This is a genomic window from Leucobacter sp. Psy1, from assembly GCF_020096995.1.
GTDB lineage: Bacteria > Actinomycetota > Actinomycetes > Actinomycetales > Microbacteriaceae > Leucobacter.
Genome location: NZ_CP083692.1, coordinates 1,565,350 through 1,590,354, shown reverse-complemented (window position 1 = coordinate 1,590,354; position 25,005 = coordinate 1,565,350). Strand labels below are relative to the sequence as shown.

Genomic DNA, 25,005 nt, shown 5'->3' with positions numbered 1-25,005 from the left:
CTATGACACCGCGGCGGCCGCCATTTCCGCGCGCACGCGCTCCTCGTCCGGCAGCGGGAGTTCCGGATCCCCCGACGTGAAGATGCGCACCTGCACGACGGCCTGTTCGACGAGCATGTCGAGCCCGGCGTGGGCTGTTCCGCCCGCCGCATCCCACCGCTGCGCAAGCGGCGAGGGCCAGGGATCGTATGCGACGTCGTACAGCGGTACGTTCGTCATGCCAGAGGGGAGTTCGAGGGCTTCCCCTGCGGGGCCCGGAAGCGTCGAGATGACGAGCGTCGCGTCGTGCACGGCTGATGCCGCCTGCACACTGTCGAGCCCGTATCCGTGCGCGGTGAGCGCGGAAGCCGCCCCCGCTGAGTCGAACCGTCGCGCGAGATCGTGGGCCGCCTCCGCCCGACGCGCGAGCACGCACACCGATTCGGCACCGAGCCGCCGGGCGGCGAGCACTCCGGAGACCGCTGTGGCCCCGGCGCCGAGCACGATCGTACGCCGCGCATCGAGCCCGGCGCGATCGATGGCGTGCGCGAGACCCGCCACGTCGGTGTTGAAGCCCGCCCAGGCAGGGGTGCCGGCGTCCTCGCCCGTCCGGAGCAGCGTGTTCACGACCCCGCTCTCCATCGCGACGGGGTCGAGCGATGCCGCGACGCGGTGCGCCTCCTCCTTCAATGGCATCGTCAGCGAGAATCCGATCCAGCTCGCGTCGCGTCCCTCGAGAAACGCACGGAGTCCGGATTCACCGATCCGGATCGCTCGATAGTCCCAGGGCAGCGCGAGCGCCCGGTACGCAGCCGTGTGGATCAGCGGGGATCGCGAGTGCGCAATCGGCCAGCCGAGCACCGCAGCCCGCACGCCGCGCGGTGTCCCGTCCATCAGCACCCGCTGTCCGGCGTGGTCTCACACCACTCCCGGTACTCGGAGACGGCCTGCTCGTGCTCGGAAGCCGTGACCGAGAACGTCGACGCTCCCGTGCCGCCCGGCGACACGACGAAGTAGAGCCAGTCCCCCTGGGTCGGCTGGAGCGCCGCCTCGATCGCCGCGCGACCGGGGTTCGAGATCGGCCCCTTCGGCAGACCGGTGTGAACGTAGGTGTTCCAGGGGTTGTCGTCCTTCAGAGCCTCGTCGGTGGACCAGACGCTGCCGTCGCTGTGCTCTCCCATGCCGTACTGCGCGGTGGAGTCCATCTGGAGGCGCATGCCGTCATCGAGACGGTTCTGGATCACGCGGGAGACCTTGCCGAAGTCGTCGGCGATGCCGCTCTCCTTCTGCACCATGGCGGCGATCGTCAGGACGCGCTCACGATCGTCCTCGGCGACGTCGAGACTGTCGAGCACTGCGCGCTGCTCATCCACGAGCCGCTGGATCGCCTCGGTCGGCGTCGTGTCGATCTCGAACTCATAGGTCGCGGGGAACAACCAGCCCTCGAGCGTGTCGACGCCACTCGGCACACCGAACTCCGCCGGATTCTCGGCCGCGGCCTGCAGGTCCTCGAGCGGCATGTCGATGGATTCGGAAATGCGCTCGAGCGTCTGCTCGACCGTGAAGCCCTCGGGGATCGTGACGGTGAGCGGGACACGGTTATCGGGGTTCTGCAGCGCTTCGAGCGCGGAGGCCGAGCTCATCTGCTCACGCACCTGGTAGGCGCCCGGCTGGAACTCGACGTTCGGACGCTCGAGGAGCAGCGAATAGAAGGCGTCGGAGGTCTTCACGACATCGTGCTCTTCGAGCGTCGCCGCGATGTCCTGGCCGATCTCGCCCTCCTGGATCACGACGATGACCTCGCCGCTGCCCTCCCCCTCGTAGTCGTTGCTGGTCCATCCGAGCGCGAGCGAGATCTGCGACCCGTAGTGCGACCAGAGGTACCCGCCAGCCGCGGCGAGCCCGCCGAGCAGTACCACGGCGACGCCGAGCGAAATGAGGAGCCGTTTGCGGGTCTGACGAGGGTCTCGTTGGGCACGTCGATTCATCGTTCGTCTCCAATCTCGGGCGCGCCGGCTTCGGCCAGGCGCCCAGGCGCGTTGCCGCGCGAGCGTTCGGTGTCGATGGCGTGCTGCAGGATCACGACGGCCGCGGCCTGGTCGATCACGGCACGGCTCTGCTTCGTCTTGCGTCCGGCCTGCCGGAGTTGCCCCTGCGCCGAGACGGTGGACAGGCGTTCGTCCACGAATCTCACGGGAACGCCGAGATCGCGAAGCGCCGCGGCCAAGCGGTCGCCGAACGCCTCGGCATCTTCGGTGGACGGCGTGTACTCGCCCCGCAGGTTCAGCGGGAGGCCGACGACGATCTCGACGGCTCCTGCTTCATCGGCGATCTCGAGGATCCGCGCGATATCGGCGCTTCCGCTCGCATCGCGCGCGACCGTCTCGACCGGTGTCGCGAGCATGGCGTGCGGGTCGCTGCGGGCGACGCCGACACGCGCCTTGCCGACGTCGACCCCGAGGCGTGTTCCTGGCCGCACGCTATCCCTGCAGGCTGCGGCGGATCTCGGCAAGGGCCGGATCGATGCGCGCTGGATCGGTGCCGCCGCCCTGGGCGAGGTCGGGCTTTCCGCCGCCTCCACCGCCGAGGACTCCGGCGCCGAGCTTCGCGAGATCGCCAGCCTTGACGCCGGTCTCCCGCGCAGCTGCGGTGGTCGCAGTGATGACGACGGGCTTGCCGCCCGCGTCTCCGGCCAAGGCCACGACTCCGGCCTCGCCGCCGAACTGCTCGCGCAGTTGCAGCGCGAGGCTGCGCACTTCGTCAGAGGACCCGACGGTTCCGAGCGAGGTGATGACGGCTCGCACGTCGCCGATGCGCTCAGCACCTGCGATCAGTTCAGGTACCCGCTGCGCCAGCTGCTGAGCCTCGAATGTCGCGATCTTCTTCTCGGCGGCCTTGAGCTGCGCCGTCAGATCCTGCACCTTCGAGACGACCTCGAGCCTGGGCACCCTGAGCCCGCTCGTGAGCTGCTGGACGATCGCCCGCTCGGCAGCGAAGTTGCGGAACGCTTCGAGGCCGACGAGGGATTCGACGCGTCGGTTCGTGGAGCCGACGGAGCTTTCCGATACGAGGTTGATCATGCCGATCTCGGCCGAACTCGACACGTGGGTGCCGCCGCAGAGCTCACGAGACCAGGGACCCCCGATGTCAACGACGCGTACGCGATCGCCGTACTTCTCGCCGAACAGCGCCATGGCGCCGAGCGCCTTCGCCTCGTCGAGACCCATCTCACGGGTCACGACGTCGTAGTCGGACCGGATCGCGAGGTTCGAGATCTCCTCGATCTCGCTCTTCGTCTCAGGTGACAGCGCCTCTGAGTGGGTGAAGTCCAGTCGCAGGTACCCCGCCTTGTTGTACGAGCCGGACTGGTGCGCGTTCGGACCGAGGACATCGCGCAGCGCAGCATGGACGATGTGCGTACCCGAGTGCGCCTGCGTCGCTCCGCGACGGTAGTCGGCGTCGACGCGGGTCTCGGCGCGCGCATCGAGACCGATGGTGCCGACGGTGACCTTGACGGTGTGCACGATGAGGCCTGGCACGGGCTTCTGCACGTCGAGCACCTCGGCTTCGAACCCGTCGCCCACGATGAGGCCCTGGTCCGAGTCTTGGCCACCGGACTCCGCGAAGAGCGAGGTCTCGGCGAGGACGACCTCGGCGATGTCGCCTTCGTGCGCCTCGCGTGCGGACGCGCCGTCGACGACGAGTCCGAGCACGCGGCTCTCGTGCTGCAGCTCGGTGTAGCCCGTGAACAGGGTCTCCCCGAGTCCGCGCAGCTCCTTGTAGACGGAGAGGTCGGCGCGCTGACCCTTCTTGGCCTTCGCGTCGGCCTTCGCGCGGTCGCGCTGCTCCTGCATGAGGGACGAGAAGACTCGCTCGTCCACCGTCACTCCGGCCTCCTCCGCGATCTCGAGCGTGAGCTCGATCGGGAATCCGTGAGTGTCGTGCAGCAGGAACGCCGTGTCGCCGGCGAGTTCGGTCCGATCGTGCTGCGCGCGGCTGACGGCCTCGTCGAGGATCTCGATGCCGGAGTGCAGGGTGCGCAGGAAGGTACGCTCCTCGGCGTACGCGGCGCGCGAGATGAACTCGAAGTTCTGCTCGACGTCGGGGTACCCGTCGCGCATGGCGTCGCGGGAGACCGGGAAGAGCTCGGGGAACGTCGCACCCTCGACGCCGAGCAGGCGCATCGAGAGGATGACCCGTCGCAGCAAGCGGCGCAGGATGTATCCGCGACCCTCGTTCGACGGCGTCACGCCGTCGGAGATGAGCATCAGACCCGACCGCACGTGATCGGCGACCACGCGGAGACGCACGTCGTCGTCGTGGTTCGCGCCGTACGTCTTGCCGGCGAGCTCGGCCGCGCGATCCAGCACCGGCCTGACCTGGTCGATCTCGTACATGTTGTCGACGCCCTGCTTGAGGAAGGCGACGCGCTCGAGGCCCATACCGGTATCGATGTTCTGCTTCGGCAGTTCGCCCACGATCGTAAAGTCGGTCTTCGACTTCACGTCGGTGATCTCGTACTGCATGAACACGAGGTTCCAGATCTCGACATAGCGGTCGTCGTCCGTCGCCGGCCCGCCGTCGATGCCGTAGGCGGGACCGCGATCGAAGAAGATCTCGGAGCACGGACCTGCAGGCCCTGGCTGTCCCGTCGACCAGTAGTTGGTGTCCTTGCCGAGACCCTGAATCCGCTCGTCGGGGAGGCCGATGATGTCGCGCCAGATGGCGCGCGCCTCGTCGTCCTCCTCGTAGACCGTCACCCAGAGGTCCTCCGGCGCGAACTCGAGGCCGCCATCGGCCTCGGACGAGGTCAGGAGCTCCCACGCGAAGCGGATGGCCCCCTCCTTGAAGTAGTCGCCGAAGGAGAAGTTGCCGCACATCTGGAAGAACGTGCCGTGACGCGGCGTCTTGCCGACCTCTTCGATGTCGTTGGTGCGGATGCACTTCTGCACGCTCGTCGCGCGCGCGTACGGGGCGGGCACCAGGCCGGAGAGGTAGGGCACGAACGGGACCATGCCCGCGACCGTGAACATGAGGCTCGGATCGTCGCTCACGAGTGATGCCGACGGAACGACGGTGTGCCCGTTGCGTTCGAAGTAGTCGAGCCAGCGGCGACGGATCTCAGCGGTCTGCATGAATGAAGTCCTTCGGGGAGAAGAGGTGAGGAAGGTGTGGGGTCACTCGTTCGGGCGCGCGTCGGCGTCGGCCTCGGCGAGCGTATGCTCGACGTTGTCGAGGACGTCCTTCGCCTCGGCCTCCACACCGTGGTAGCCGGCGGAGACGGCGTCCGAAATCTCTCGGGCTCCCTGACTCACGCGATCGAAGAATCGACGACCTTCGGGCGTCTGATTGACGAAGTGCGCTCCGACGAATCCGAGGCCGACTCCCACGATCAGCCAGAACAGCTTGCCCATACGAAATTCCTTCCAACGAGTGCCGACCCGGCCCCGATGCGGAGCAGGGAAAACATAGGCATCAGTGTAGCGTCCGCCTATGACAAGAGGGGGCGCCTCGCGGCACCCCCTCTTGCAGAACAGACCTTAGCGGCCCGAGTAGTACTCGACGACCAGCTGCACTTCGCAGGTCACCGGAACCTCGGAGCGCTTCGGGCGGCGCACGAGGCGCGCCTGGAGCTTGTCGAGTTCGACCTCGAGGTAACCGGGAACGTTCGGGAGCACCTCGGCGTGTCCGCCTGCGGCAGCCACCTGGAACGGCTCCATCGACTCGGAGCGCTCCTTGACGTGGATGAGCTGACCCGGCTTCACGCGGAAGGAGGGGCGATCGACGATCTTGCCGTCGACGAGGATGTGACGGTGGGTGACCATCTGACGAGCCTGTGCGGTCGTGCGAGCGAAGCCGGCACGGAGCACGAGCGCGTCGAGACGCATCTCGAGCAGCTCGACGAGGTTCTCACCGGTCAGGCCGTCCTGACGACGGGCCTCGGCGAAGGCGATCGTGAGCTGCTTCTCACGAATGCCGTACTGCGCCCGCAGACGCTGCTTCTCACGCAGCCGGACGGCGAAGTCGCTGTCGCTCTTGCGCTTGGTGCGACCGTGCTGACCGGGAGCGTAGGGACGCTTCTCCATGTAGCGAGCGGCCTTCGGGGTGAGGGCAATGCCCAGCGCGCGCGAGCGGCGGGTCTGTGAACGGGTACGCGACGTAGTCGACACGTGATTCCTTTCGGGTTTCTGTACGTATTTCTTGTTCTCTCGGCCACGCTGCGCCCGCATTCACGCGTTCGTCCGCGCAATGCACGCGACGCAGCAAACCGTCTTCGGTGAGGGAACGACCATTGCAGAAACCCGGCTACTGGGACCCTGCCACCGTTCCTCCGACTGCAGCCAGCGGCGGAGGTGATGTTGGCCAGCGAACAGTCTATCAGAGACGCGTGATCCGCCGGATCTTCTCCAGGCGCTCCGCGAGATCGCGTTCATGTCCGTGCGCTGCCGGCTGGTAGTAGACACGGTCGGCCAGCTCGTCCGGGAGGTACTGCTGCCCGACGACGCCGCGCGGATCGCTGTGCGGGTATCGGTACCCCTTCCCATGCCCGAGTCGTTTCGCTCCGGGATAGTGAGCGTCGCGCAAGTGCTTCGGTACCTGGCCGAACTTGCCGGCCTTCACGTCGGCGATCGCGGCGTCGATAGCGGTGATGGTGGCGTTCGACTTCGGCGCGGTCGCGATGTAGATCGTCGCCTCGGCGAGTGGAATACGGGCTTCCGGCAGGCCGATGAGCTGTGCGGCCTGCGCGGCTGCGACGGCGACCTCCAGCGCCTGCGGGTCGGCCATGCCGACGTCTTCGGCGGCGTGCACGATCAGGCGCCGGCCGATGAACCGGGGGTCCTCCCCCGCCTCGATCATGCGGGCCAAGTAGTGCAGTGCGGCATCGGGGTCCGACCCGCGCATGGATTTGATGAAGGCGCTGATCACGTCGTAGTGCTGATCGCCGTTGCGGTCGTAGCGGAGCAGCGCCCGATCGACCGACTCCGCGACGATCTCGGCCGTCACCTCGACGACGTCCGGCGCATCGGGCTCCGCGTCGTCCGGGTCATCCGCTTCTGCCGCGGCCCCGAGGGCCGAAGCAGCCGCGGCTTCAAGTGCCGTGAGGGCCCGCCTGGCGTCACCCGAGGCGAGCCGCACGATCGCGGTCAACGCCTCCTCGGTGAGGTGGACCGCTCCGTCGAGCCCGCGCGGCTCACTCACGGCGCGCTCCACCAGTCGACGGAGATCTTCGTCATCGAGCGGTTCGAGCGTGAGGAGCAGGGATCGGGACAGGAGCGGACTGATGACGGAAAACGACGGGTTCTCGGTCGTCGCCGCGACGAGCGTGACCCAGCCGTTCTCCACGCCGGGGAGCAGTGCGTCTTGCTGGGCCTTCGTGAAGCGGTGGATCTCATCGAGGAACAGCACCGTCGAGGTATCGAAGAGATCGCGGTCGTTCAGGGCCCGCTCCATGACGGTACGGACGTCTTTGATACCGGCCGTGACCGCGGAGAGCTCCACGAACTTGCGTCCGCTGGAGTGGGCGATCGCCTGCGCCAGCGTCGTCTTCCCGGTGCCGGGAGGCCCCCACAGGATGATCGATACCGCACCACCACCGCCGCCTTCCGAAGACGCCAGCGTGCGCAGCGGAGAACCCGATCGCAACAGATGCTGCTGCCCCACCACCTCGTCGAGCGCGCGCGGGCGCATGCGCACCGCGAGCGGTGCCGTGTGCACGAGGGGTCGAGAATGAGCCACGCCGCCATGCTATCGACCGCCTCGGACACCGACCAGAAACCCTCCTGTGTGGCATAGTGGGAATGGTCATTGCCCGGTCGGCGTCCGCCGACTCCCGAGACGACAGGTGAGCAGCACGGTGAGCGAAGCGACGAATGAGACGCCCTGGGGCCGAGTGGACGAGAACCGCACGGTGTACGTTCGCGAGGGCGAGACCGAGCGCGCCGTCGGAGAGTTCCCCGATGGCACTCCCGAGGAGGCGCTCGCCTACTTCACCCGCAAGTACGCCGACCTCGAGGGCCAGGTGACCCTGCTCGAGCAGCGCATCTCCCGTGGCACTGCGCCAGCCGATGTGAGCGACACCGTCGCCAAGCTGCAGGCCCAGCTCATCGAGCCGGCTGCCGTCGGCGATCTCGCGTCGCTTCGGGATCGGGTCGCGAAGCTCTCCGGCCGAGCCGAAGAGCTCACCGAGAAGCAGCGCGCCGAGCGCGAAGCAGCGAAGCAGGAGGCCGCCGCGCAGCGCGAGGCCATCGTGATCGAAGCCGAACGACTCGCAGCGCAGCCCGAGTCGTCCATCCGCTGGAAGGACACCGGGCAGGCCTTCGAGCAGCTGTTCACCGACTGGCAGCAGGCCCAGAAGGGCGGCCCGCAGATTCCGAAGTCGCAGGCCGATGCGCTCTGGAAGCGCTTCCGTGCCGCCCGACAGTCGTTCGATTCCGCGCGTCGCGCCCACTTCGCGCAGATGGACGCGAACAACCGCGACGTCAAGCAGCGCAAGGAGCGCATCATCGCCGCTGCCGAAGCGCTCGCGCCGAAGGGGGCCGACGGGATTCCCGCCTACCGCGATCTGCTCGACGACTGGAAGGCGGCCGGCCGCGCGAGCCGGAAGCTGGACGACCAGCTCTGGGCGCGCTTCAAGGCTGCCGGGGACGTCCTGTTCGACGCGAAGAAGTCGATCGACGCACAGGTCGACGAAGAGCAGGTCGCCAATCTCGCAGCCAAGCAGACTCTCCTCGACGAGGCGCAGCCGCTGCTGCAGGAGAACGACCACGCCGCCGCGAGGAAGCGCCTGGCCGACGTGCAGCGTCGCTGGGACGAGATCGGACGCGTTCCCCGCGAGGCCCTCCGCGACATCGAGGGCAGACTTCGCCGGATCGAGGACCACGTCAAGGGTCTCGAGGAGGAGCACTGGCGCCGCACCAACCCGGAGACCAAGGCGCGCAGCGAGGGACTGCGAGGCCAGCTCGAATCGTCGATCGCCGAGCTCGAAGCGCAGGTGAACGCCGCGCGCGCATCGGGCGACCGCCGCGCACTCGAGGATGCCGAGCGCGCACTCGAGACGCAGCGCAGCTGGCTCGCTGCCATCGGCGACTGACGCTTCTCCACAGGTCGGCAGCACGACCTGCGGTGCCGACGATCGAGAGTCCATGCTGGAAGCGTGACTCTCCCGCTGCCTGACCCGCCCGCCCTCGATCGTTTGCCGCCGACCATCGTGCACGCCGCCCTCATGCGCGGCGACCTCGTACGGTGCGGCCCGGGAGTACGGCCGGTGGGGTGGCCCGACTCGCCTCGCGTGCGGGCGCATGCACTCTCCGGCCGTCTCACACATGGCCGCATCGCGTCGCACCTCACCGCCGCGTGGGTCTGGGGCGCTGCACGTCGTACCGGCCCCGCACTGTACGCCACGGTACCGGATCGACGTCGGCGCGAACCGACGCGTGACGCGGGACTGACCCTGACCCACCGGCCGTGCCCCGAGCGCGACCGGGTACGATTCGGTGCGATCGCGGTGACCACTCCGCGACGAACGCTCATCGATCTCATCCACGACGCAGCGACCGACGGCGAACCCGAGTTTCCGCTCCCGTCGCTCATCGCCTGCAGGGTCCTCGCGGCCGGAATTCCAGGGGGCGTGCGGACGATCCCGGATCACGAACTCCGTTCAGGTCGGTCGACGAGCCTCAGACGGATCGCGGAACGTCTCGCACGGCTCTGACCACTCGCGCTACGACGAGGACGCCGGCTTCGGCAGGCGCTCAGTTCGAGTGCGTCCGGTAGACGTCGTAGACGCCCTCGATGCGCCGCACGGCGTTCAGCACGCGATCGAGGTGGGTCGAATTCGCCATCTCGAAGATGAAGCGGCTGATCGCCAGCCGCGACCGGGACGTCTGCACCGACGCCGACAGGATGTTCACGTGGTGCTCGCTCAGCACGCGCGTCACGTCCAGCAGCAGTCCGGAGCGGTCGAGCGCCTCGACCTGGATCTGCACGAGGAAGACGCTCTTGGAGGTCGGCGCCCACTCCACCTCGACGATGCGATCCGGCTGCGACTCGAGCGCGATGAAGTTCTGGCAATCGGTGCGGTGCACCGAGATCCCCTGACCCTTCGTGATGAACCCGCGGATCTCATCGCCGGGCACGGGCGTGCAGCACTTCGCGAGCTTCACCAGAACGTCGGAGGCGCCCTTCACGACCACACCGCTGTTCGAGTCGATCTTCGGTTCGGTCGGACGCGAGATGCGATCCGGCTGCTGCGCCGTGACGGCTGGCTCGGTCGACGCCTGATCCTCGGCGACGAGCGCCCCCACCTTCTCGATGACCGACTGGGCGGAGACGTGCCCCTCACCGATACCGGCGTAGAGCGCAGTCACGTCGGTGTAGTGCAGTTGCAGTGCGACCTGCTGGAGCGACTCGGAGTTGAGCGATTGGCGGAGCGGCAACCCCTGCTTCCGCAGGGCACGCGTCATCTCGTCCTTGCCGCGCTCGATCGCTTCGTCGCGCCGCTCCTTCGTGAACCACTGCCTGATCTTGTTCTGCGCGCGCTTGCTCTTGACGAAGCGGAGCCAGTCCTGATTCGGCCCGGCCTCAGGGTCCTTGGAGGTGAAGACCTCGACGACGTCGCCGTTCTGGAGCGGCGTCTCGAGCGGCACGAGTCGCCCGTTCACCCTGGCGCCCATGGTGTGGTGGCCGACCTCGGTGTGGACGGCGTAGGCGAAGTCGACGGTCGTACCGCCCTCGGGCAGCCCGATCACGCGGCCCTTCGGCGTGAAGACGTAGACCTCCTTTGCGCCGATCTCGAATCGGAGCGCATCGAGGAACTCGCCAGGATCCTCGGTCTCGGCCTGCCAGTCGGAGATGTGGGCGAGCCACGCCATGTCAGAGGACGGTGCCGTCGCGGCCTGCGCGCCCGCCTGCTTCTGCGTGCTCTGCTGCTTGTACTTCCAGTGCGCTGCGACTCCGTACTCGGCGCGCTGGTGCATCTCGAACGTGCGGATCTGAATCTCGACGGCACGGCCGTCAGGGCCGATGACGGTCGTGTGCAGCGACTGGTAGAGGTTGAACTTCGGCGAGGCGATGTAGTCCTTGAAGCGGCCGGGAATCGGAGTCCACCTGGCGTGGACCGCACCGAGCACGGCGTAGCAGTCGCGAATGGAGTTGACCAGGACGCGAATGCCGACCAGATCGTAGATGTCGTCGAAGTCGCGGCCGCGCACGATCATCTTCTGGTAAATGGAGTAGAACTCCTTCGGCCGCCCCGTGACCTCGCCTCGGATCCGCGCATCGCGGAGATCCTGCTCGATCGAGCCGATGACGACGCCGACGAGCTCGTCGCGCTGCGGGTTCCGTTGGACGACCAGATTCTCGATCTCCGCGTACAGCTTCGGCTTCAGCACCGCGAACGAGAGATCCTCGAGTTCAGTCTTGATCGACTGGATGCCGAGCCGGTGCGCCAGCGGCGCATAGATCTCAAGAGTCTCCTGCGCCTTCCGCTTCGCGGAGTCGGATGAGACGAAGCCCCAGGTGCGGGCGTTGTGCAGGCGGTCGGCCAGCTTGATGACGAGCACGCGGATGTCCTTCGACATCGCGACGACCATCTTACGCACCGTCTCGGCCTGGGCCGAGCTGCCGTATTTGACCTTGTCGAGCTTCGTCACCCCGTCGACGAGCATGGCGATCTCGTCGCCGAACTCGTCGGACAACTCGCTGAGCGAGTACTCGGTGTCCTCGACGGTGTCGTGGAGAAGCGCGGCTGCGACCGCGACCGGTGCGACCCCGAGCTCGGCGAGGATCTGCGCAACCGCGATCGGGTGGGTGATGTAGGGCTCGCCGCTGCGTCGCTTCTGACCGCGGTGAGCCTGCTCGGCGACGACGTAGGCACGGTCGATGACCGAAAGGTCCGCCTTGGGGTGGGCCGCGCGAACGGTCCGGATGACCTCTTCGACGGCGCCAGGAGCGCTCGCTCTCGAGAAGATCCGCGGCACCAGTCTGCGGAGCGAGGACGTACCTGTCCCCGCGACATCACTCGTTGCCATGCGCCACCCCCTGGAGATGAATGATTGAACGTTACACCACGTCTGCGTCGATCACGAATCCGGAGGGATCACCATACCGCCCGGGGTCAGACGCCGGTACCCCGTTCGCTCTCAGCGCCACCGGGAGCGGCCCCCGCCTGGGCCGTTGCATCTGCCCTTTCCGCCTCGTCCGCGGCGTTCTGCTCGCGGATCTCGAGCACGCGGGCATCGCGCTTCTTGAGTGCCGGCTCGTGGGAGCGCATGTCTGCGTAGACGGGAGCCGCCACGAAGATCGTCGAGTAGGCTCCGACGAGGATGCCGATGAAGAGCGCGAGCGAGATGTCGCGCAGCGTCGCGGCACCGAGCCAGTATCCGCCGATGAAGAGAATGCCGCCGACGGGCAGCAGGCCGACGACCGAGGTATTGATGGAGCGGACCAGGGTCTGGTTGACGGCGAGGTTTACCGACTCCGAGAAGGTCCGGGTGTCATTCAATGCACCCGGGGAGGTGTTCTCGCGGATCTTGTCGAAGACCACCACCGTGTCGTAGAGCGAGTAGCCCATGATCGTCAAGAAGCCGATCAGCGCTGCAGGCGTGACCTCGAAACCGGTAATGCCGTAGATGCCCGCCGTGATGATGAGGTCGTGCACCAGCGCGATGAGCGCCGCGGCAGCCATCTTCCAGGTCCGGAAGTACACGGCCATGACCAGAGCCGCGAAGATCAGGAACACCGCGACACCGATGAGCGCCTGCTTGGTGATGTCCTGCCCCCAGGCAGGCCCGACGAAGGAGTACGTGACATCCGACTCGTCGACCGCGAACGCCTCTTGCAGTGCTGCGGAGACCTCGGTGTTCTCGGTCTCGCTCAGATCCTCGAGCTGCACGCGCACATCGGTCTGGCCCACGTGGCTGACGCGCGGCGTGCTCGTCGGCAGGACCTCAGCAATGGCATCCTCGGCGATCTGCTGATCGTTCTCGACCGACGAGTCGAGGTGCACCTGGAACTGGCTGCCTCCGGTGAACTCGATGCCGAAGACGAATCCGCCGCGCAGGAACGGCCCGACGATGGAGATGATGACCAGCACGACGGCGATGCCGTACCAGAGCTTGCGCCCGCGCACGAACTCCACCGACTGCTCGCCGGTGTAGATCGCATTGCCCCACTCAGAGAATGAGCGTGCCATGTCAGCTCTCCTTTCCGGCGGGTTCGACGCCCGCTTCCGCGGCCTTGCGCTCGGCGATTGTCTGCCGGCGCTCGGCCTCCTTGCGGCTGCCGAGATTCTTCTTGCTCTTGCCCCGCCCGCCGGTCGCGACGGGCGCGCGGAACTGCAGGCGGCCACGGTAGACCGCGCCGAGCCGGCGCGGATCGAGGCCGGATGCCGGGTGCCCCTCGCGGTAGAACTTCGTCCGCGCGAGCAGCGTCATGAGCGGGTGCGTGAATGCCATCACCACGATGATGTCGATGAGCGTCGTCAGTCCGAGTGTGAACGCGAAACCTCGCACGTTCGCGACCGCGAAGATGAACAGGATGACCGCGGCCATGATGTTGATCGCGTCGGAGGCGAGGATGGTGCGCAGCGCCTTCTTCCACCCCTGGTCGACGGCGGAGTTCAATGCGAACCCGTCTCGTATGGAGTCCCGGACGCGTTCGAAGTACAGGATGAAGGAGTCAGCCGTGAAGCCGATCGCCACGATAATGCCGGCGACGCCGGCGAGACTCAATCGGTACCCCTGCCGCCAGGAGAAGAAGGTCAGCAGGAGGTACGTCAGCACAGCGGCGATGCCGAGCGACATGATGGTCACGGTGCCGAGCACGCGGTACTGGAACAGCGAATAGACGACCACGAGGGCGAGACCGATGATGCCGGCGATGAGGCCCGCCTGGAGCTGGTTGGAACCGAGCGTCGCCGAGATGTCCTCCTGGCTCTGCGTCTCGAACCCGATCGGAAGCGCGCCGAACTTCAGCTGATCCGCCAGCACCTCGGCGTCCTCCTGCGTGAAGTCGCCTGAGATCGACGGGCGACCGTCCAGGATCTGCGCGTTCATGGTGGGCGCCGAGACGACTCGGCCGTCGAGCACGAACGCGAACTGGTTCTGCGGGGGCTGAGCACCGAACATCCGTGAACTGATCTCGCCGAACGCCTTGCCGCCGGCATCGGTCATGCGCAGCTGAACGGCCCACCCGCCGGTCGTCGCGCCCTGCTGCGTAGTCTCGGCCTGCGCCGTGGCGTCCGTGATGACGTCTCCGTCGAGCTCGACCGGACCGAGAATGTACTTGACCTGATTGGTCTCGTCGCAGGTGACCAGCGGGCGGTCGGTCGCGGCTTCGCCGGCGTTGAGCGCCGCATCGGAGTCGCAGGTGAAGTCCTCGAACTCCTGCTGCAGCGCAGGGGTGATCCATTCGAGGTCGCCCGCGCCCTCGGGCAACGGATCAGGATCGCGATCCTCGGCCGGTGCGGGCTCGCCCTCCGCGGCGGCGTCCTCCTCGCCCTCAGGAGTGAGCGATCCTGCGGCGTCCATCGCGAGCACCGGCCGGAAGTCGAGCTTCGCCGAGGCCGAGATGCGGGCCAGCGTCTCCTCGTCCGCCTGGCCGGGGATGGCCACCGAGATGTTCTGGCTGCCCTGCGTGGTCACCTCGGCCTCGGAAACACCCGAGGCGTCGACGCGGTCGCGGATGATGCTCACGGCCTGGTCGAGCTGCTCGCCGCTCACGGCGCCGCCACCGTCGGTCAGCTTCGGGGCGAGCAGGATCTGCGTGCCGCCCTGCAGGTCGAGCGCCAGCTTCGGCGCCCAACCCGTCTCACCCTTGGCCACGCCGATCGCGATGACACCGACGAGACCCACGATGAGGACGAGGAGCAGGGTGAGCGAACGCCACGCTTTCTTCACGGCAGGTGATGACGCCAAGGTGAACCGCTTTCCGGGAACAGAGGGTGAGGAGGAGTGGAGCTGGGACTACGCTTTCGGCGCTTCGCCGTTCGGGCGATCGTCGCCCTCTTCTGCGGAACGCTCTGCGGTGTCCGATTCGGCGGCGCGGCGATCCTCATCGATGACGACGATCTCCTCCTCCACCACCTTCGGGCTGAACTCGGGGTCGTCATCGGGAGCGACCACGGGCTCCTCGACGACCGGCGCGTCGACCGGATCGGTGATCTGACCGATCGCGTTGCGGTGGACGACCAGCGTGCTGTCGCCGCTCAGGATCGTCACCCGATTGTTCTCCTCGTCCACCGACTCCACGATGCCGAAGATGCCGGACTGGAGCATGACGCCTGCACCCGGGCGCAGGCCGCTCTGCAGCTGCTCCATCGCCTGACGACGCTTCTTGCCGTTGCGGAACATGAAGATGATGAGCACGCCGATGAGGGCGATCATGACGAGTGAAATCGGATCCACGGTGGTCCTTTCGATGGGGTCGGGGGAAGCGCCCTTCGGGCGCAAACCACCCCAGTCTAGCTGACGGGAGGCATGGGGATGCCTGTGTGCTCCCACCCCAACCGGGTCACGGTGCGACCGCGCGGCGTGCGCGAGAGCAGCCCGGCCCTGACCAGGAACGGCTCGACGACCGACTCGATGGTCTCCGCTTCCTCCCCGACTGAAACCGCCAGAGTGGAGAGCCCGACGGGGCCGCCGCCGAAGCGCTCGACAACGGCGCGGAGCACCTCGCGGTCGAGCCGGTCGAGGCCCTGCTCGTCCACGTCGTAAAGCGCGAGTGCGGCCTGTACGGCCTCGGTGCCGCCGGCGACACCGTGCACGAGACTGTAGTCGCGCACCCGACGGAGCAGCCGGTTCGCGATGCGTGGTGTGCCGCGCGACCGGCCGGCGATCTCGGTCACTCCGGCGTCCGCAATGCCGAAGTCGAGCAGCCGAGCGGCACGGGACACGACGCTCGCCAGTTCGTCTTCGGAGTAGAACTCGAGATGGGCCGTGAATCCGAAGCGGTCCCGCAGCGGATTCGGCAGGAGCCCGGCGCGCGTCGTCGCGCCGACGAGCGTGAAGGGTGCGATCTCGAGCGGAATCGACGTCGCTCCGGCCCCCTTGCCGACCATGATGTCGATCTTGAAGTCCTCCATCGCGAGATAGAGCATCTCCTCGGCGCTCCTGGCCATGCGGTGGATCTCGTCGATGAAGAGGACTTCGCCTGGCGTGAGCGCCGACAGGACTGCTGCGAGATCGCCGGCGTGCTGAATGGCGGGGCCCGAGGTCTGGTGCAGCGGCTTCTCGAGCTCAGCCGCGACGATCATCGAGAGCGTCGTCTTCCCGAGGCCAGGGGGGCCGGCGAGCAGGATGTGGTCGGGGGTCCGCTGCTGCATCGTTGCGGCGTCGAGGAGGAGGCGAAGCTGCTGCCGCACCCGAGACTGACCGACGAACTCCTCAAGGGAGCCAGGTCGCAGCGCACCCTCGAAGCCGAGTTCGCCCGAGTTCGCCTGCGCCGAGAGCTCGCCCGTCATCGGCCACGCCCGCGGGTCGTGGTCTGGTCGCTCTGCAGCAGCCGAAGAGCCGCGCGGAGCAGCCCAGCCTCATCGGTGGGCGCGCCAGCGGTCACGGCGTCCTGCACCGCCTGAGCCGCGTCGGCTTCGCCGTACCCGAGACCCGTGAGCCCGAGCTGCACGGCAGCCGAGGCGCTCGGGGTCGCACCGCCCGTCCCGGCCGACGGGGGCTCCTCGCTGTATCCAAGCGCGGAGAGCTTGCCCGCGAGCGACACGGAGATCAGCTTGGCCGTCTTCGGCCCGATTCCCGAGACGCGCTTGAACGGCTTCTCGTCCTCGGCTGCGACGGCGCGGGCGATCTCGTCCGGCGTGAGCGCCGAGAGCACGCCGAGCGCGCTCCGCGGCCCCACACCTGACACCGCGATGAGGTGGCCGAAAACCTCGAGTTCGGCCGGCGTCGCGAAGCCGAAGAGCGTCAGGGAGTCCTCGCGGACGATGAGGGAGGTGTGCAGCGAGACATGATCGCCGGTGTGCGCCTGAGGCGCTCGACCGCCGGCCGGGACTTCGACGCGCAGGCCGATACCGCCGACTGCGACGACGACCCATCCCCCGCCGACCGCGAGGACTTCACCCTGAACCGATGCGATCATGCGGGCTGCGGCACCGAATCGTCGGAGTGCTCCGCGATGTCGGCGGCGGTCCCGCCGCGGATGGCTCGGTTGACAGCACTGACGATCGCCTTGAGCGTGGCGCGGCTCGTGTCGGGGTCGATCCCGACGCCCCACAGGCGGTGCCCGTCGACCTCGAGGTCCACGTATGCTGCTGCGACGGCGTCGCCGCCGGCACTCATCGCGTGCTCGACGTAGTCCAGGAGCGTGACCTCATGGCCGGCGTCGTTCAGCGCATTGAGGAACGCGTCCACCGGACCGTTGCCCCGCGCGGTCGACTGACGCTCCTCGGCTCCGTCGCGGAAGTCGAAGGTGAGCTCGGTGACCCCGTCGCCTGCGCTCGTCGTCGCCGTGCGCAGTACCTCGTACCGGCCCCAGCGCTCGGCGCCCTCGGAGTCCGCAGGCAGATACTCGTCCTGGAAGATCCGCCAGATCTCGTCGCTCGAGACCTCTCCGCCCTCGGTGTCCGTCAATGCCTGCACGACCGAGCTGAACTCGATCTGCAGACGACGCGGGAGATCCAAGTGGTGATCGGTCTTCAGCAGGTAGGCAACGCCGCCCTTGCCCGACTGCGAGTTCACGCGGATGACGGCCTCGTACGAGCGGCCCAGATCCTTCGGATCGACGGGCAGGTACGGCACGGCCCACTCGGTGTCCTCGATGGCGACACCCGACGCTTCGGCGCGCTGCGCCATGCTCTCGAAGCCCTTCTTGATGGCGTCCTGGTGAGACCCCGAGAAGGCGGTGTACACCAGGTCGCCGGCCCAGGGGCTCCGCTCGTGCACGCGCAACTGGTTGCAGTACTCGGCGGTCCGCCGGATCTCATCGAGTCGCGAGAAGTCGATCTGGGGGTCGATGCCCTGGGTGAAGAGGTTGATGCCCAGCGCAATGAGATCGACGTTGCCGGTGCGCTCACCGTTGCCGAACAGGCAGCCCTCGATGCGGTCGGCACCGGCCTGGTAGCCCAGCTCGGCCGCCGCGACGGCCGTGCCGCGGTCGTTGTGAGGGTGGAGGGACAGGATCACGTTCTCGCGGTGAGCCAGGTTCCGGCTCATCCACTCGATCGAGTCGGCGTACACGTTCGGCGTCGACATCTCGACCGTCGCCGGCAGATTGATGATGACGTTGCGCTCGGGCGTCGGCTCGAAGATCTCGAGGACCTCGTTGCAGACCTCTACCGCGTAGTCCAGCTCCGTGCCCGTGTAGGACTCGGGTGAGTACTGGTAGAAGACCTCGGTGCCGGCGCAGATAGACTCGCTCGCCCGGCACAGCTTCGCACCCTCGACCGCGATGCGCTTGATGCCCTCGCGGTCGGACCGGAAGACGACCTCGCGCTGGAGGATGCTGGTGGAGTTGTACAGGTGGACGATCGCCTGCTTCGCACCGACGAGCGACTCATACGTGCGGGTGATCAGGTGCTCGCGCGCCTGGGTGAGCACCTGGATCGTGACGTCATCGGGAATCGCCCCTTCCTCGATCAGGTGACGCACGAAGTCGAAGTCGGTCTGGCTGGCCGAGGGGAACCCGACCTCGATCTCCTTGTACCCCATCTTCACGAGCAGATCGAACATGATCCGTTTCCGCTCGGGGCTCATCGGATCGATGAGTGCCTGATTCCCGTCGCGCAGGTCGACGGCGCACCAGCGGGGTGCGCGCTCGATGCGCCGATCCGGCCACGTGCGATCGGGCAGATCCACATCGATGATCTCGTGGAACGGACGGTACCGATGGATCGGCATACCTGAGGGCTTCTGCGTGTTCTTCATGGGACTCGTTCTTCTCGCTTCTCGGAATGTAGTGATTCAGCCAACACGAACGCCGCGACGAGGGAGGCCTGAAGTTTAGGTCTCGTCGCGGCGGCTAAGGAGAAGCGAGCCGAACAGCATGACGCCACTATAGCAGGAGCCGCTAGAAGCCGAGACGCCCGAGCAGCTTCGGATCCCGCTGCCACTCCTTCAGCACCTTGACCCGGAGCGAGAGGTAGACCCGGCGACCGAGCAGCGCTTCGATCTCGTGCCTGGCGCGCTCGCCCACCGAGCGGAGCCGTGATCCGCCCTTGCCGATCACGATGCCCTTCTGGCTGTCACGCTCGACGTAGAGGCTCGCGTACAGCTCCAGGAGCCCGGGATCGTCACCATCTGCCTCCCGCTCGACACGGTCGTCGACCGTGACAGCGAGCGAGTGGGGCAGTTCGTCGCGCACGCCGTCGAGGGCTGCCTCCCTGATGAGCTCGGCGATCCGGTCGTCCTCGCCCTCGTCGGTCACCTGGGCGTCTTCGTAGAGCTGCGGGGACTCCGGCATGAGATCGAGCAGCACGTCGGAGAGCACGTCGAGCTGCTCCCCAGCCGTCGAGGAGATCGGAATGACGGCGTCCCACTCGCGAAGCGCCCCGATACGGGCGAGCTGGTCCACGATCTCGGTGCGGCTCGCCTGATCCGTCTTGGTGAGGATCGCGACCTTCTTCGCGCGAGGGAAGTCGTCGAGACGCTCGCTGATGAACCGGTCCCCCGGCCCGAGCTTCTCATTCGCCAGGACGCAGAAGCCGATCACATCGACGTCCCCGAGAATCGACTCCACGAGGGCGTTCAGGCGCTCTCCCAGCAGGGTGCGCGGCCGGTGGACACCTGGCGTGTCCACGATGATGAGCTGGCCGTCCTGACGGTGCACGATCCCCCGGATCGCCCGCCTGGTGGTCTGCGGCTTCGGACTGGTGATGGCGACCTTCTCGCCGACGAGCGCGTTCGTGAGCGTCGACTTGCCGACGTTAGGGCGCCCGACGAAGGTGACGAATCCGGCGCGGTAGGGTGTGTCGCTCACGGGCGATCCTCTCGGTGGTGCTGGTACGCGGATGCCTGACGCTCGTCCGAGGAGGACGAGCGCGGATCGACGGCTTCGATGAGCCCGGAGAGCGGTCCGGTGACCGGCAGGCCCACCCACTCCGCGCGAACGGTGACCAGACGCTGCCTGCGCCGCTCGGTGTCGACGGCGGTGAGCGCGATACCGTGCACCTCGACGCGGTCGCCGACCTCGGCGAGCCGACCGAGGTACTTCGACACGAGCCCGCCGACGGTGTTGACGTCGTCATCGTCCAATTCGATCCCGAAGAGCTCGCCCAGACGGTCGACCGTCATACGGGCGCTGACGAGCTGCGAGCCGTCCGGCTGCTCCACGGCCTCGGGAACCTCGCGGTCGTGCTCGTCGGTGATGTCGCCGAGCAGCTCCTCGATGAGGTCCTCGAGCGTCGCCAGACCCGAGATCCCGCCGTACTCGTCGACGACGAGCGCGAGATGGTTGGCCTCGAGCTGCATCTGCTTGAGCAGATCGTCTGCGACCTGCACTTCCGGCACGAACATGGCCGGCTTCATGATGCGCGTCACCACCGAGACCTCCGCCTCCTCCGGCCTGCGGAGCACGTAGCCGCTGGCATCGCGCAGGTGGACCACGCCGATGACGTCGTCGGAGTCGTCGGACACGACCGGGAGTCGCGAGTGCCGCGAAGCGAGGAGCTGTTCGAGCGCCTCGCGCACCGTGAGCTCGGCGTCCACCGTGATCATGTCGATGCGCGGCACCATGATCTCGCGCACGCGCGTTTCGCCGAACTCGACGATGGAGTGGATGTAGTCGCGGTCGTCGTCCTCGAGCAGCTCCTGCTCGGCGGCCTGATCCACCATCGAGAGCAGCTGCTGCTCATCGCGGATCGGCGCGTTCCGCGCCACTCCGGGGGTCACGCGGTTGCCGAAACGGATGAGCGCCGTCGTCAGCGGACCGAGCAGCACACGGATCGCGTGGATCGCCGGAGCGCAGAACCTGATGACCTCGTCGGGGTACAGGGTGCCGACTGATCGGGGGCTGGACCCGACGAGCACGAACGAGAGACCCGTCATGACGATCGTTGCGATGACGAGCTCGAGCCAGAGGTACTCGAGGCTGTAGGCCACCACGAGCGTGATGAGCACGGCGGCGAAGGTCTCGGCGAACACGCGGGCGAAGCTCAGCGCACTGCGGTGCGTGCTCTCGTCTTCTGCGATGGCCCGGACGGCACGGCTGCTGCGGTGCTGGTCGTCGGCGAGGCTGAGCAGCTCGGCCTTCGACCTCGCCCCCAGCGCGGCATCCGACGCGGCGAACAGCGCGCCCACCGCGAGGAGGGCGAATGCCGCGATGAGCAGCAGGGCGACGACGAGCCCGCTCATCGCGAACGCTCGCGCATGGCGAAGCTCAGGATCAGGTCGCGCTGCAGCCCGAACATCTCGGCCTCCTCGTCGGGGGTCGCGTGGTCGAACCCGAGGAGGTGCAGCATGCCGTGCGTGAGCAGGATCATGATCTCCCGCTCGGTGTCGTGCCCGGCGGCCTCGGCCTGGCGCTCGGCGACCTGCGGGCAGACGACGATGTCGCCGAGGATCCCGACCGGCGTCACGGCGTCTGGGCGACCGGGGCGGAGCTCATCCATAGGGAAGCTGAGCACATCGGTCGCGCCTGGCTCGTTCATCCACTGCACGTGGAGCCGCTCCATCGCCGCTTCGTCGACGAACATCACCCCGAGCTCGGTGTCGGGGTGCACGTGCATCGATTCCAGGACGAAGGCGACGAGCCGCAGGAGCTTTGCCTCGTCGACGGCCGTACCGGCCTCGTTGTTGATCTCGACGGTCATACGTTTGCACTCCGTTGGTCGCTGCTGGTGTCGCGGGCATCGTGGGCGTCGTAGGCATCCACGATGCGACCCACGAGGCTGTGGCGAACGATGTCGTCCGCCGTGAGGTCGGAGAAGTGGATGTCGTCGACGCCGCGCAGGATTCGGCTCACCTGCCTGAGCCCGCTCGACTTGTGCGGCAGGTCGACCTGCGTGAGGTCTCCGGTCACGACGATCTTCGAGCCGTACCCGAGCCGGGTGAGAAACATCTTCATCTGCTCGGGAGTCGTGTTCTGGGCCTCGTCGAGCACCACGAACGACTCGTTGAGGGTGCGCCCGCGCATGTACGCGAGCGGTGCGACCTCGATGGTGCCGCTCGCCATCAGGCGCGGAACGAGGTCGGGCTCCATCATCGCGCCGACCGCGTCGAAGAGCGGCCGCAGGTACGGGTCGATCTTGTCCTCGAGGGTGCCGGGGAGGTAGCCGAGGTGCTCCCCCGCCTCGACGGCGGGACGCGTCAGAATGATCTTCGACACCTCGCGGCGCTGCAGCGACTGCACCGCCTTGGCCATCGCGAGATAGGTCTTACCGGTACCTGCCGGCCCGATCCCGAAGACGACGGTGTGCTCGTCCATGGCGCGCACGTACTCCCGCTGCCCCTGAGTCTGCGGGCGCACGGCCCTGCCGCGCACCGTCAGGATCGGCTCGGCCAGCATCTGCGCGGCTCCTGGTCCGTTGCCCTCTCGAACCAAGCGCCCCACCTCCTTCACGTCGGAGCGGCTCACCGCCCCGTTCCGTCGCGCCAGTTCGAGCATTTCGCCCACGCCCTGCTCGACCTCTCGCACGGCGTCGACGGGACCGCGCACCGTGAGCAGGTCACCGCGCACGTGGAAGCTGACGCTTGGGTGCTCGGACTCGAGCTGACCGATCAGCTGCTCTCGGTCTCCGAGGAAGGCGGCGAGATCAACACCGGTCAGCGAGATGGTCCGCTGCAACTCAGGATCCAACGAGGCTGCGCTCCTCAAGACCGCCGCACAAGACGTGTGCGTGAACGTGGAAGACCGTTTGACCTGCGCCGGAACCGTTGTTGAAGAGCAGCCGGAAATCGCCGTCGCCGTGCTGCGCCGCGACCTGCTTGGCCACGTCGACCATCTCGGCGAGCAGGGAGGGGTCGCCGGCCGCGAGCTCCGCGACATCGGGGTACTCGGTGGTCTTCGGGATCACAAGCACGTGCACCGGCGCCTGGGGCGACTGGTCGGGGAACGCGATCACCCGCTCCGTCTCCGCGATGATCTCGACGGGAATCTCGCCCGACACGATCTTGCCGAATACCGTCTCTGCTGCCATGAGATCAGTGTACCTTCCGCGCCGCGACCGTCACCAACGGCCGAGCGCCACGTTCAGCACGGCGAGGGCGGCCGGCCCGGCGCTCGAGGTGCGGAGCACGGAGTCGCCGAGGGTCGTCACGCGTGCGCCGACAGCGACCAGACGCTCGATCTCGGCGTCGGAGAGGCCGCCCTCCGGCCCGACGACAAGCCGGATCTCGCGCAGCGAACCCTCCCCGACTCCGCCTGCGCTCCACTCGCTCAACCGATGCGTGCCGCGCGGGTGCAGCACGAGCGTCTCCCTGACCCCCGGTTCGATGCCGGAGCAGAGATCGTCCAGGTGCGTGAGCGGCAGGATCGCCGGGACGCGCGCCCGCATCGACTGCTTGGCGGCCTCCCGGGCGATGCGCTGCCACTTCGCCTCGCCCTTCGCGGCCTTCGCGGCGTCACCGCTCCACCGGGAAACGGAGCGTTCGGCCTGCCACGGGACGATGGCGTCGACACCGAACTCGGTCGCCTGCTCGACGGCGCGTTCGTCGCGATCGCCCTTGGCGAGTGCCTGCACGAGCGTCAGCGACGGCACTCGTTCCGGCTCCCGCTCAGGTTCGTCGATCCGGACCGAGAACGCGTCCTTCCCGACGTGCTCGACGATGCCGTTGACACGCACGCCGCCCCCATCGGCCAGTGCGATCGCCTCGCCAGCGCGGAGCCGGCTCACGCGAACGGCGTGGCGCCCCTCCTCCCCGTCGACGTGCACCGCATCGCCGGCGCGCGAAGCGTCGAGCGACCCTGCGGGGACGAGGTAGAGGTTCGCCACGCGATTCAGCCCTGGCGGAAGAAGCGGTCGCGGATCTTACCGAAGAAGCTCTGCTGGAACTCGCCGAGCGCAGGCGACTCGTTTCCGTGCTGCGCCGCGAACTGCCGGACGAGATCCTTCTCGCGGTTCGAGAGCCGCGTCGGCGTGTGCACCTGCAGCGCGATCTTCAGGTCGCCGCGATGCGTGGTCTGCAACCCCTGGATCCCGCGGCCCCTCACCGTGATGACGTCGCCGGACTGGGACCCCGCTGGCAGGTCGACGACGATCTCGCCGTCGAGCCCCTCGACGGTGACCTGGGTGCCGAGAATCGCATCGACCATGCTCGTGTGCATCGTCGACAGCAGGTCATCACCGTCGCGACTGAAGATGTCGTGGTGCGCGACGCGGAACTCGATGAAGAGATCGCCGTTCGGGCCGCCACCCGGCCCGACCTCTCCCCCGCCGCGCATCTGCATGCGCGTGCCGGTGTCCACGCCGGAGGGGACGTCGATCGACATGGTGCGGCGCTCCCGGACGCGTCCCTTGCCCCCGCACTCGACGCAGGGGTGCTCGATGACGGTGCCGAAACCGGAGCAGTTGCCGCAGGGATGCATGGTGACGACGTTGCCGAAGAGCGACCGCACCTGCCGCTGGACCTGGCCCTGGCCCCCGCAGATCTCGCAGGTCACCGGGTGGGTGCCCGGCTGGCAGCAACTGCCCTGACAGGTCTCGCAGATAACGGCCGTGTTCACGGTCACGTCGCGCTGCGCCCCGAAGATGACCTCGTCGAGCGTGACATCGACGCGAATCAGCGCATCATCGCCGCGCTGGGAACGCGAACGGGGTCCCGCCGTGCCGCCGCCGAATCCTCCGCCGCCGAAGAAAGTCTCGAAGATGTCGCTGAATCCCGCGGCTCCTCCGCCGCCTTCGCCGCCTCCCATGTCGTAGCGGCGCCGCTGATCCGGATCGCTCAGCACGTCATAGGCGTGCGTCACGCTCTTGAAGCGCTCCGCCGCCTCCTCGCTCGGATTCACGTCTGGATGCAGCTGCCGCGCGAGCTTGCGGTACGCCTTCTTGATCTCGTCCGCACTCGCCTCGCGCGAGAGTCCCAGCGTCTCGTAGTGGTCAGCCACCGTGTGCAGCTCCTCTGGTTCGTCGTTCGTTCAGTCCGG

Annotated in this window: 23 protein-coding genes; 2 read left to right on the top strand and 21 right to left on the bottom strand. The window is 67.6% G+C overall.

Annotated features, from left to right (window positions below):
* From K8P10_RS07440 to K8P10_RS07410, 7 genes are all read right to left on the bottom strand, one after another.
* Window positions 1-873: a shikimate dehydrogenase gene (locus K8P10_RS07440; RefSeq protein ID WP_224781164.1), complete on the bottom strand. Its 873-nt coding sequence runs from the start codon at window positions 871-873 to the stop codon at window positions 1-3.
* Window positions 873-1,967 (bottom strand): endolytic transglycosylase MltG, encoded by a 1,095-nt coding sequence (mltG, locus tag K8P10_RS07435; RefSeq protein WP_224781163.1) that lies wholly within the window; start codon window positions 1,965-1,967, stop codon window positions 873-875. The genes K8P10_RS07440 and mltG overlap by 1 nt, the downstream gene beginning before the upstream one ends.
* Window positions 1,964-2,458, bottom strand: coding sequence for a Holliday junction resolvase RuvX (gene ruvX / locus K8P10_RS07430; protein WP_224781162.1), 495 nt, complete (start codon window positions 2,456-2,458; stop codon window positions 1,964-1,966). Before ruvX ends, mltG begins: the two co-directional genes overlap by 4 nt.
* Window position 2,459: 1 nt before the next feature.
* A complete protein-coding gene (gene alaS / locus K8P10_RS07425; RefSeq protein ID WP_224781161.1) occupies window positions 2,460-5,114 on the bottom strand; it encodes an alanine--tRNA ligase in 2,655 nt (884 codons plus the stop codon).
* 42 nt (window positions 5,115-5,156) lie between these two features.
* Window positions 5,157-5,393, bottom strand: a complete 237-nt coding sequence (locus tag K8P10_RS07420) for a hypothetical protein (RefSeq protein WP_224781160.1) — start codon at window positions 5,391-5,393, stop codon at window positions 5,157-5,159.
* A 126-nt stretch (window positions 5,394-5,519) separates the two neighbouring features.
* Window positions 5,520-6,149, bottom strand: coding sequence for a 30S ribosomal protein S4 (rpsD, locus tag K8P10_RS07415; RefSeq protein WP_224781159.1), 630 nt, complete (start codon window positions 6,147-6,149; stop codon window positions 5,520-5,522).
* Window positions 6,150-6,357: 208 nt separating this feature from the next.
* On the bottom strand, window positions 6,358-7,668 hold the full coding sequence (locus K8P10_RS07410) for a replication-associated recombination protein A (protein WP_224781235.1): 1,311 nt from the start codon (window positions 7,666-7,668) through the stop codon (window positions 6,358-6,360).
* A gap of 166 nt (window positions 7,669-7,834) precedes the next feature.
* Here K8P10_RS07410 and K8P10_RS07405 point away from each other — a divergent pair, with 166 nt between their 5' ends.
* Complete coding sequence (locus tag K8P10_RS07405) at window positions 7,835-9,070, top strand: DUF349 domain-containing protein (protein WP_224781234.1); 1,236 nt, start codon at window positions 7,835-7,837, stop codon at window positions 9,068-9,070.
* A 63-nt stretch (window positions 9,071-9,133) separates the two neighbouring features.
* Window positions 9,134-9,691: a hypothetical protein gene (locus K8P10_RS07400; RefSeq protein WP_224781158.1), complete on the top strand. Its 558-nt coding sequence runs from the start codon at window positions 9,134-9,136 to the stop codon at window positions 9,689-9,691.
* Window positions 9,692-9,731: 40 nt separating this feature from the next.
* Here the strand turns inward: K8P10_RS07400 and K8P10_RS07395 are convergent, their stop codons facing one another.
* From K8P10_RS07395 to dnaJ, 14 genes are all read right to left on the bottom strand, one after another.
* Complete coding sequence (locus K8P10_RS07395; protein WP_224781157.1) at window positions 9,732-12,008, bottom strand: bifunctional (p)ppGpp synthetase/guanosine-3',5'-bis(diphosphate) 3'-pyrophosphohydrolase; 2,277 nt, start codon at window positions 12,006-12,008, stop codon at window positions 9,732-9,734.
* 86 nt (window positions 12,009-12,094) lie between these two features.
* Entirely contained in the window at window positions 12,095-13,171 is a 1,077-nt protein-coding gene (gene secF / locus K8P10_RS07390; RefSeq protein ID WP_224781156.1) for a protein translocase subunit SecF, read from the bottom strand.
* Window position 13,172: 1 nt separating this feature from the next.
* A complete protein-coding gene (gene secD / locus K8P10_RS07385) occupies window positions 13,173-14,894 on the bottom strand; it encodes a protein translocase subunit SecD (RefSeq protein WP_224781155.1) in 1,722 nt (573 codons plus the stop codon).
* Between the two features lie 48 nt (window positions 14,895-14,942).
* Window positions 14,943-15,383: a preprotein translocase subunit YajC gene (gene yajC, locus K8P10_RS07380; RefSeq protein WP_224781154.1), complete on the bottom strand. Its 441-nt coding sequence runs from the start codon at window positions 15,381-15,383 to the stop codon at window positions 14,943-14,945.
* Between the two features lie 56 nt (window positions 15,384-15,439).
* Entirely contained in the window at window positions 15,440-16,438 is a 999-nt protein-coding gene (ruvB, locus tag K8P10_RS07375) for a Holliday junction branch migration DNA helicase RuvB (protein WP_224781153.1), read from the bottom strand.
* Entirely contained in the window at window positions 16,435-17,067 is a 633-nt protein-coding gene (ruvA, locus tag K8P10_RS07370; protein ID WP_224781152.1) for a Holliday junction branch migration protein RuvA, read from the bottom strand. Before ruvA ends, ruvB begins: the two co-directional genes overlap by 4 nt.
* On the bottom strand, window positions 17,064-18,851 hold the full coding sequence (gene leuA / locus K8P10_RS07365) for a 2-isopropylmalate synthase (protein WP_224781151.1): 1,788 nt from the start codon (window positions 18,849-18,851) through the stop codon (window positions 17,064-17,066). Before leuA ends, ruvA begins: the two co-directional genes overlap by 4 nt.
* Window positions 18,852-18,993: 142 nt before the next feature.
* Complete coding sequence (gene era, locus K8P10_RS07360; protein ID WP_224781150.1) at window positions 18,994-19,902, bottom strand: GTPase Era; 909 nt, start codon at window positions 19,900-19,902, stop codon at window positions 18,994-18,996.
* Window positions 19,899-21,275: a hemolysin family protein gene (locus K8P10_RS07355; protein WP_224781149.1), complete on the bottom strand. Its 1,377-nt coding sequence runs from the start codon at window positions 21,273-21,275 to the stop codon at window positions 19,899-19,901. The genes era and K8P10_RS07355 overlap by 4 nt, the downstream gene beginning before the upstream one ends.
* Window positions 21,272-21,733 (bottom strand): rRNA maturation RNase YbeY, encoded by a 462-nt coding sequence (gene ybeY / locus K8P10_RS07350; protein ID WP_224781148.1) that lies wholly within the window; start codon window positions 21,731-21,733, stop codon window positions 21,272-21,274. The genes K8P10_RS07355 and ybeY overlap by 4 nt, the downstream gene beginning before the upstream one ends.
* Window positions 21,730-22,719 (bottom strand): PhoH family protein, encoded by a 990-nt coding sequence (locus K8P10_RS07345; protein WP_224781147.1) that lies wholly within the window; start codon window positions 22,717-22,719, stop codon window positions 21,730-21,732. The genes ybeY and K8P10_RS07345 overlap by 4 nt, the downstream gene beginning before the upstream one ends.
* Entirely contained in the window at window positions 22,709-23,059 is a 351-nt protein-coding gene (locus K8P10_RS07340) for an HIT domain-containing protein (RefSeq protein WP_224781146.1), read from the bottom strand. The genes K8P10_RS07345 and K8P10_RS07340 overlap by 11 nt, the downstream gene beginning before the upstream one ends.
* A 30-nt stretch (window positions 23,060-23,089) precedes the next feature.
* Window positions 23,090-23,854 (bottom strand): 16S rRNA (uracil(1498)-N(3))-methyltransferase, encoded by a 765-nt coding sequence (locus K8P10_RS07335; RefSeq protein ID WP_224781145.1) that lies wholly within the window; start codon window positions 23,852-23,854, stop codon window positions 23,090-23,092.
* 5 nt (window positions 23,855-23,859) lie between these two features.
* Entirely contained in the window at window positions 23,860-24,966 is a 1,107-nt protein-coding gene (gene dnaJ, locus K8P10_RS07330) for a molecular chaperone DnaJ (protein ID WP_224781144.1), read from the bottom strand.
* Window positions 24,967-25,005: the final 39 nt, after the last annotated feature.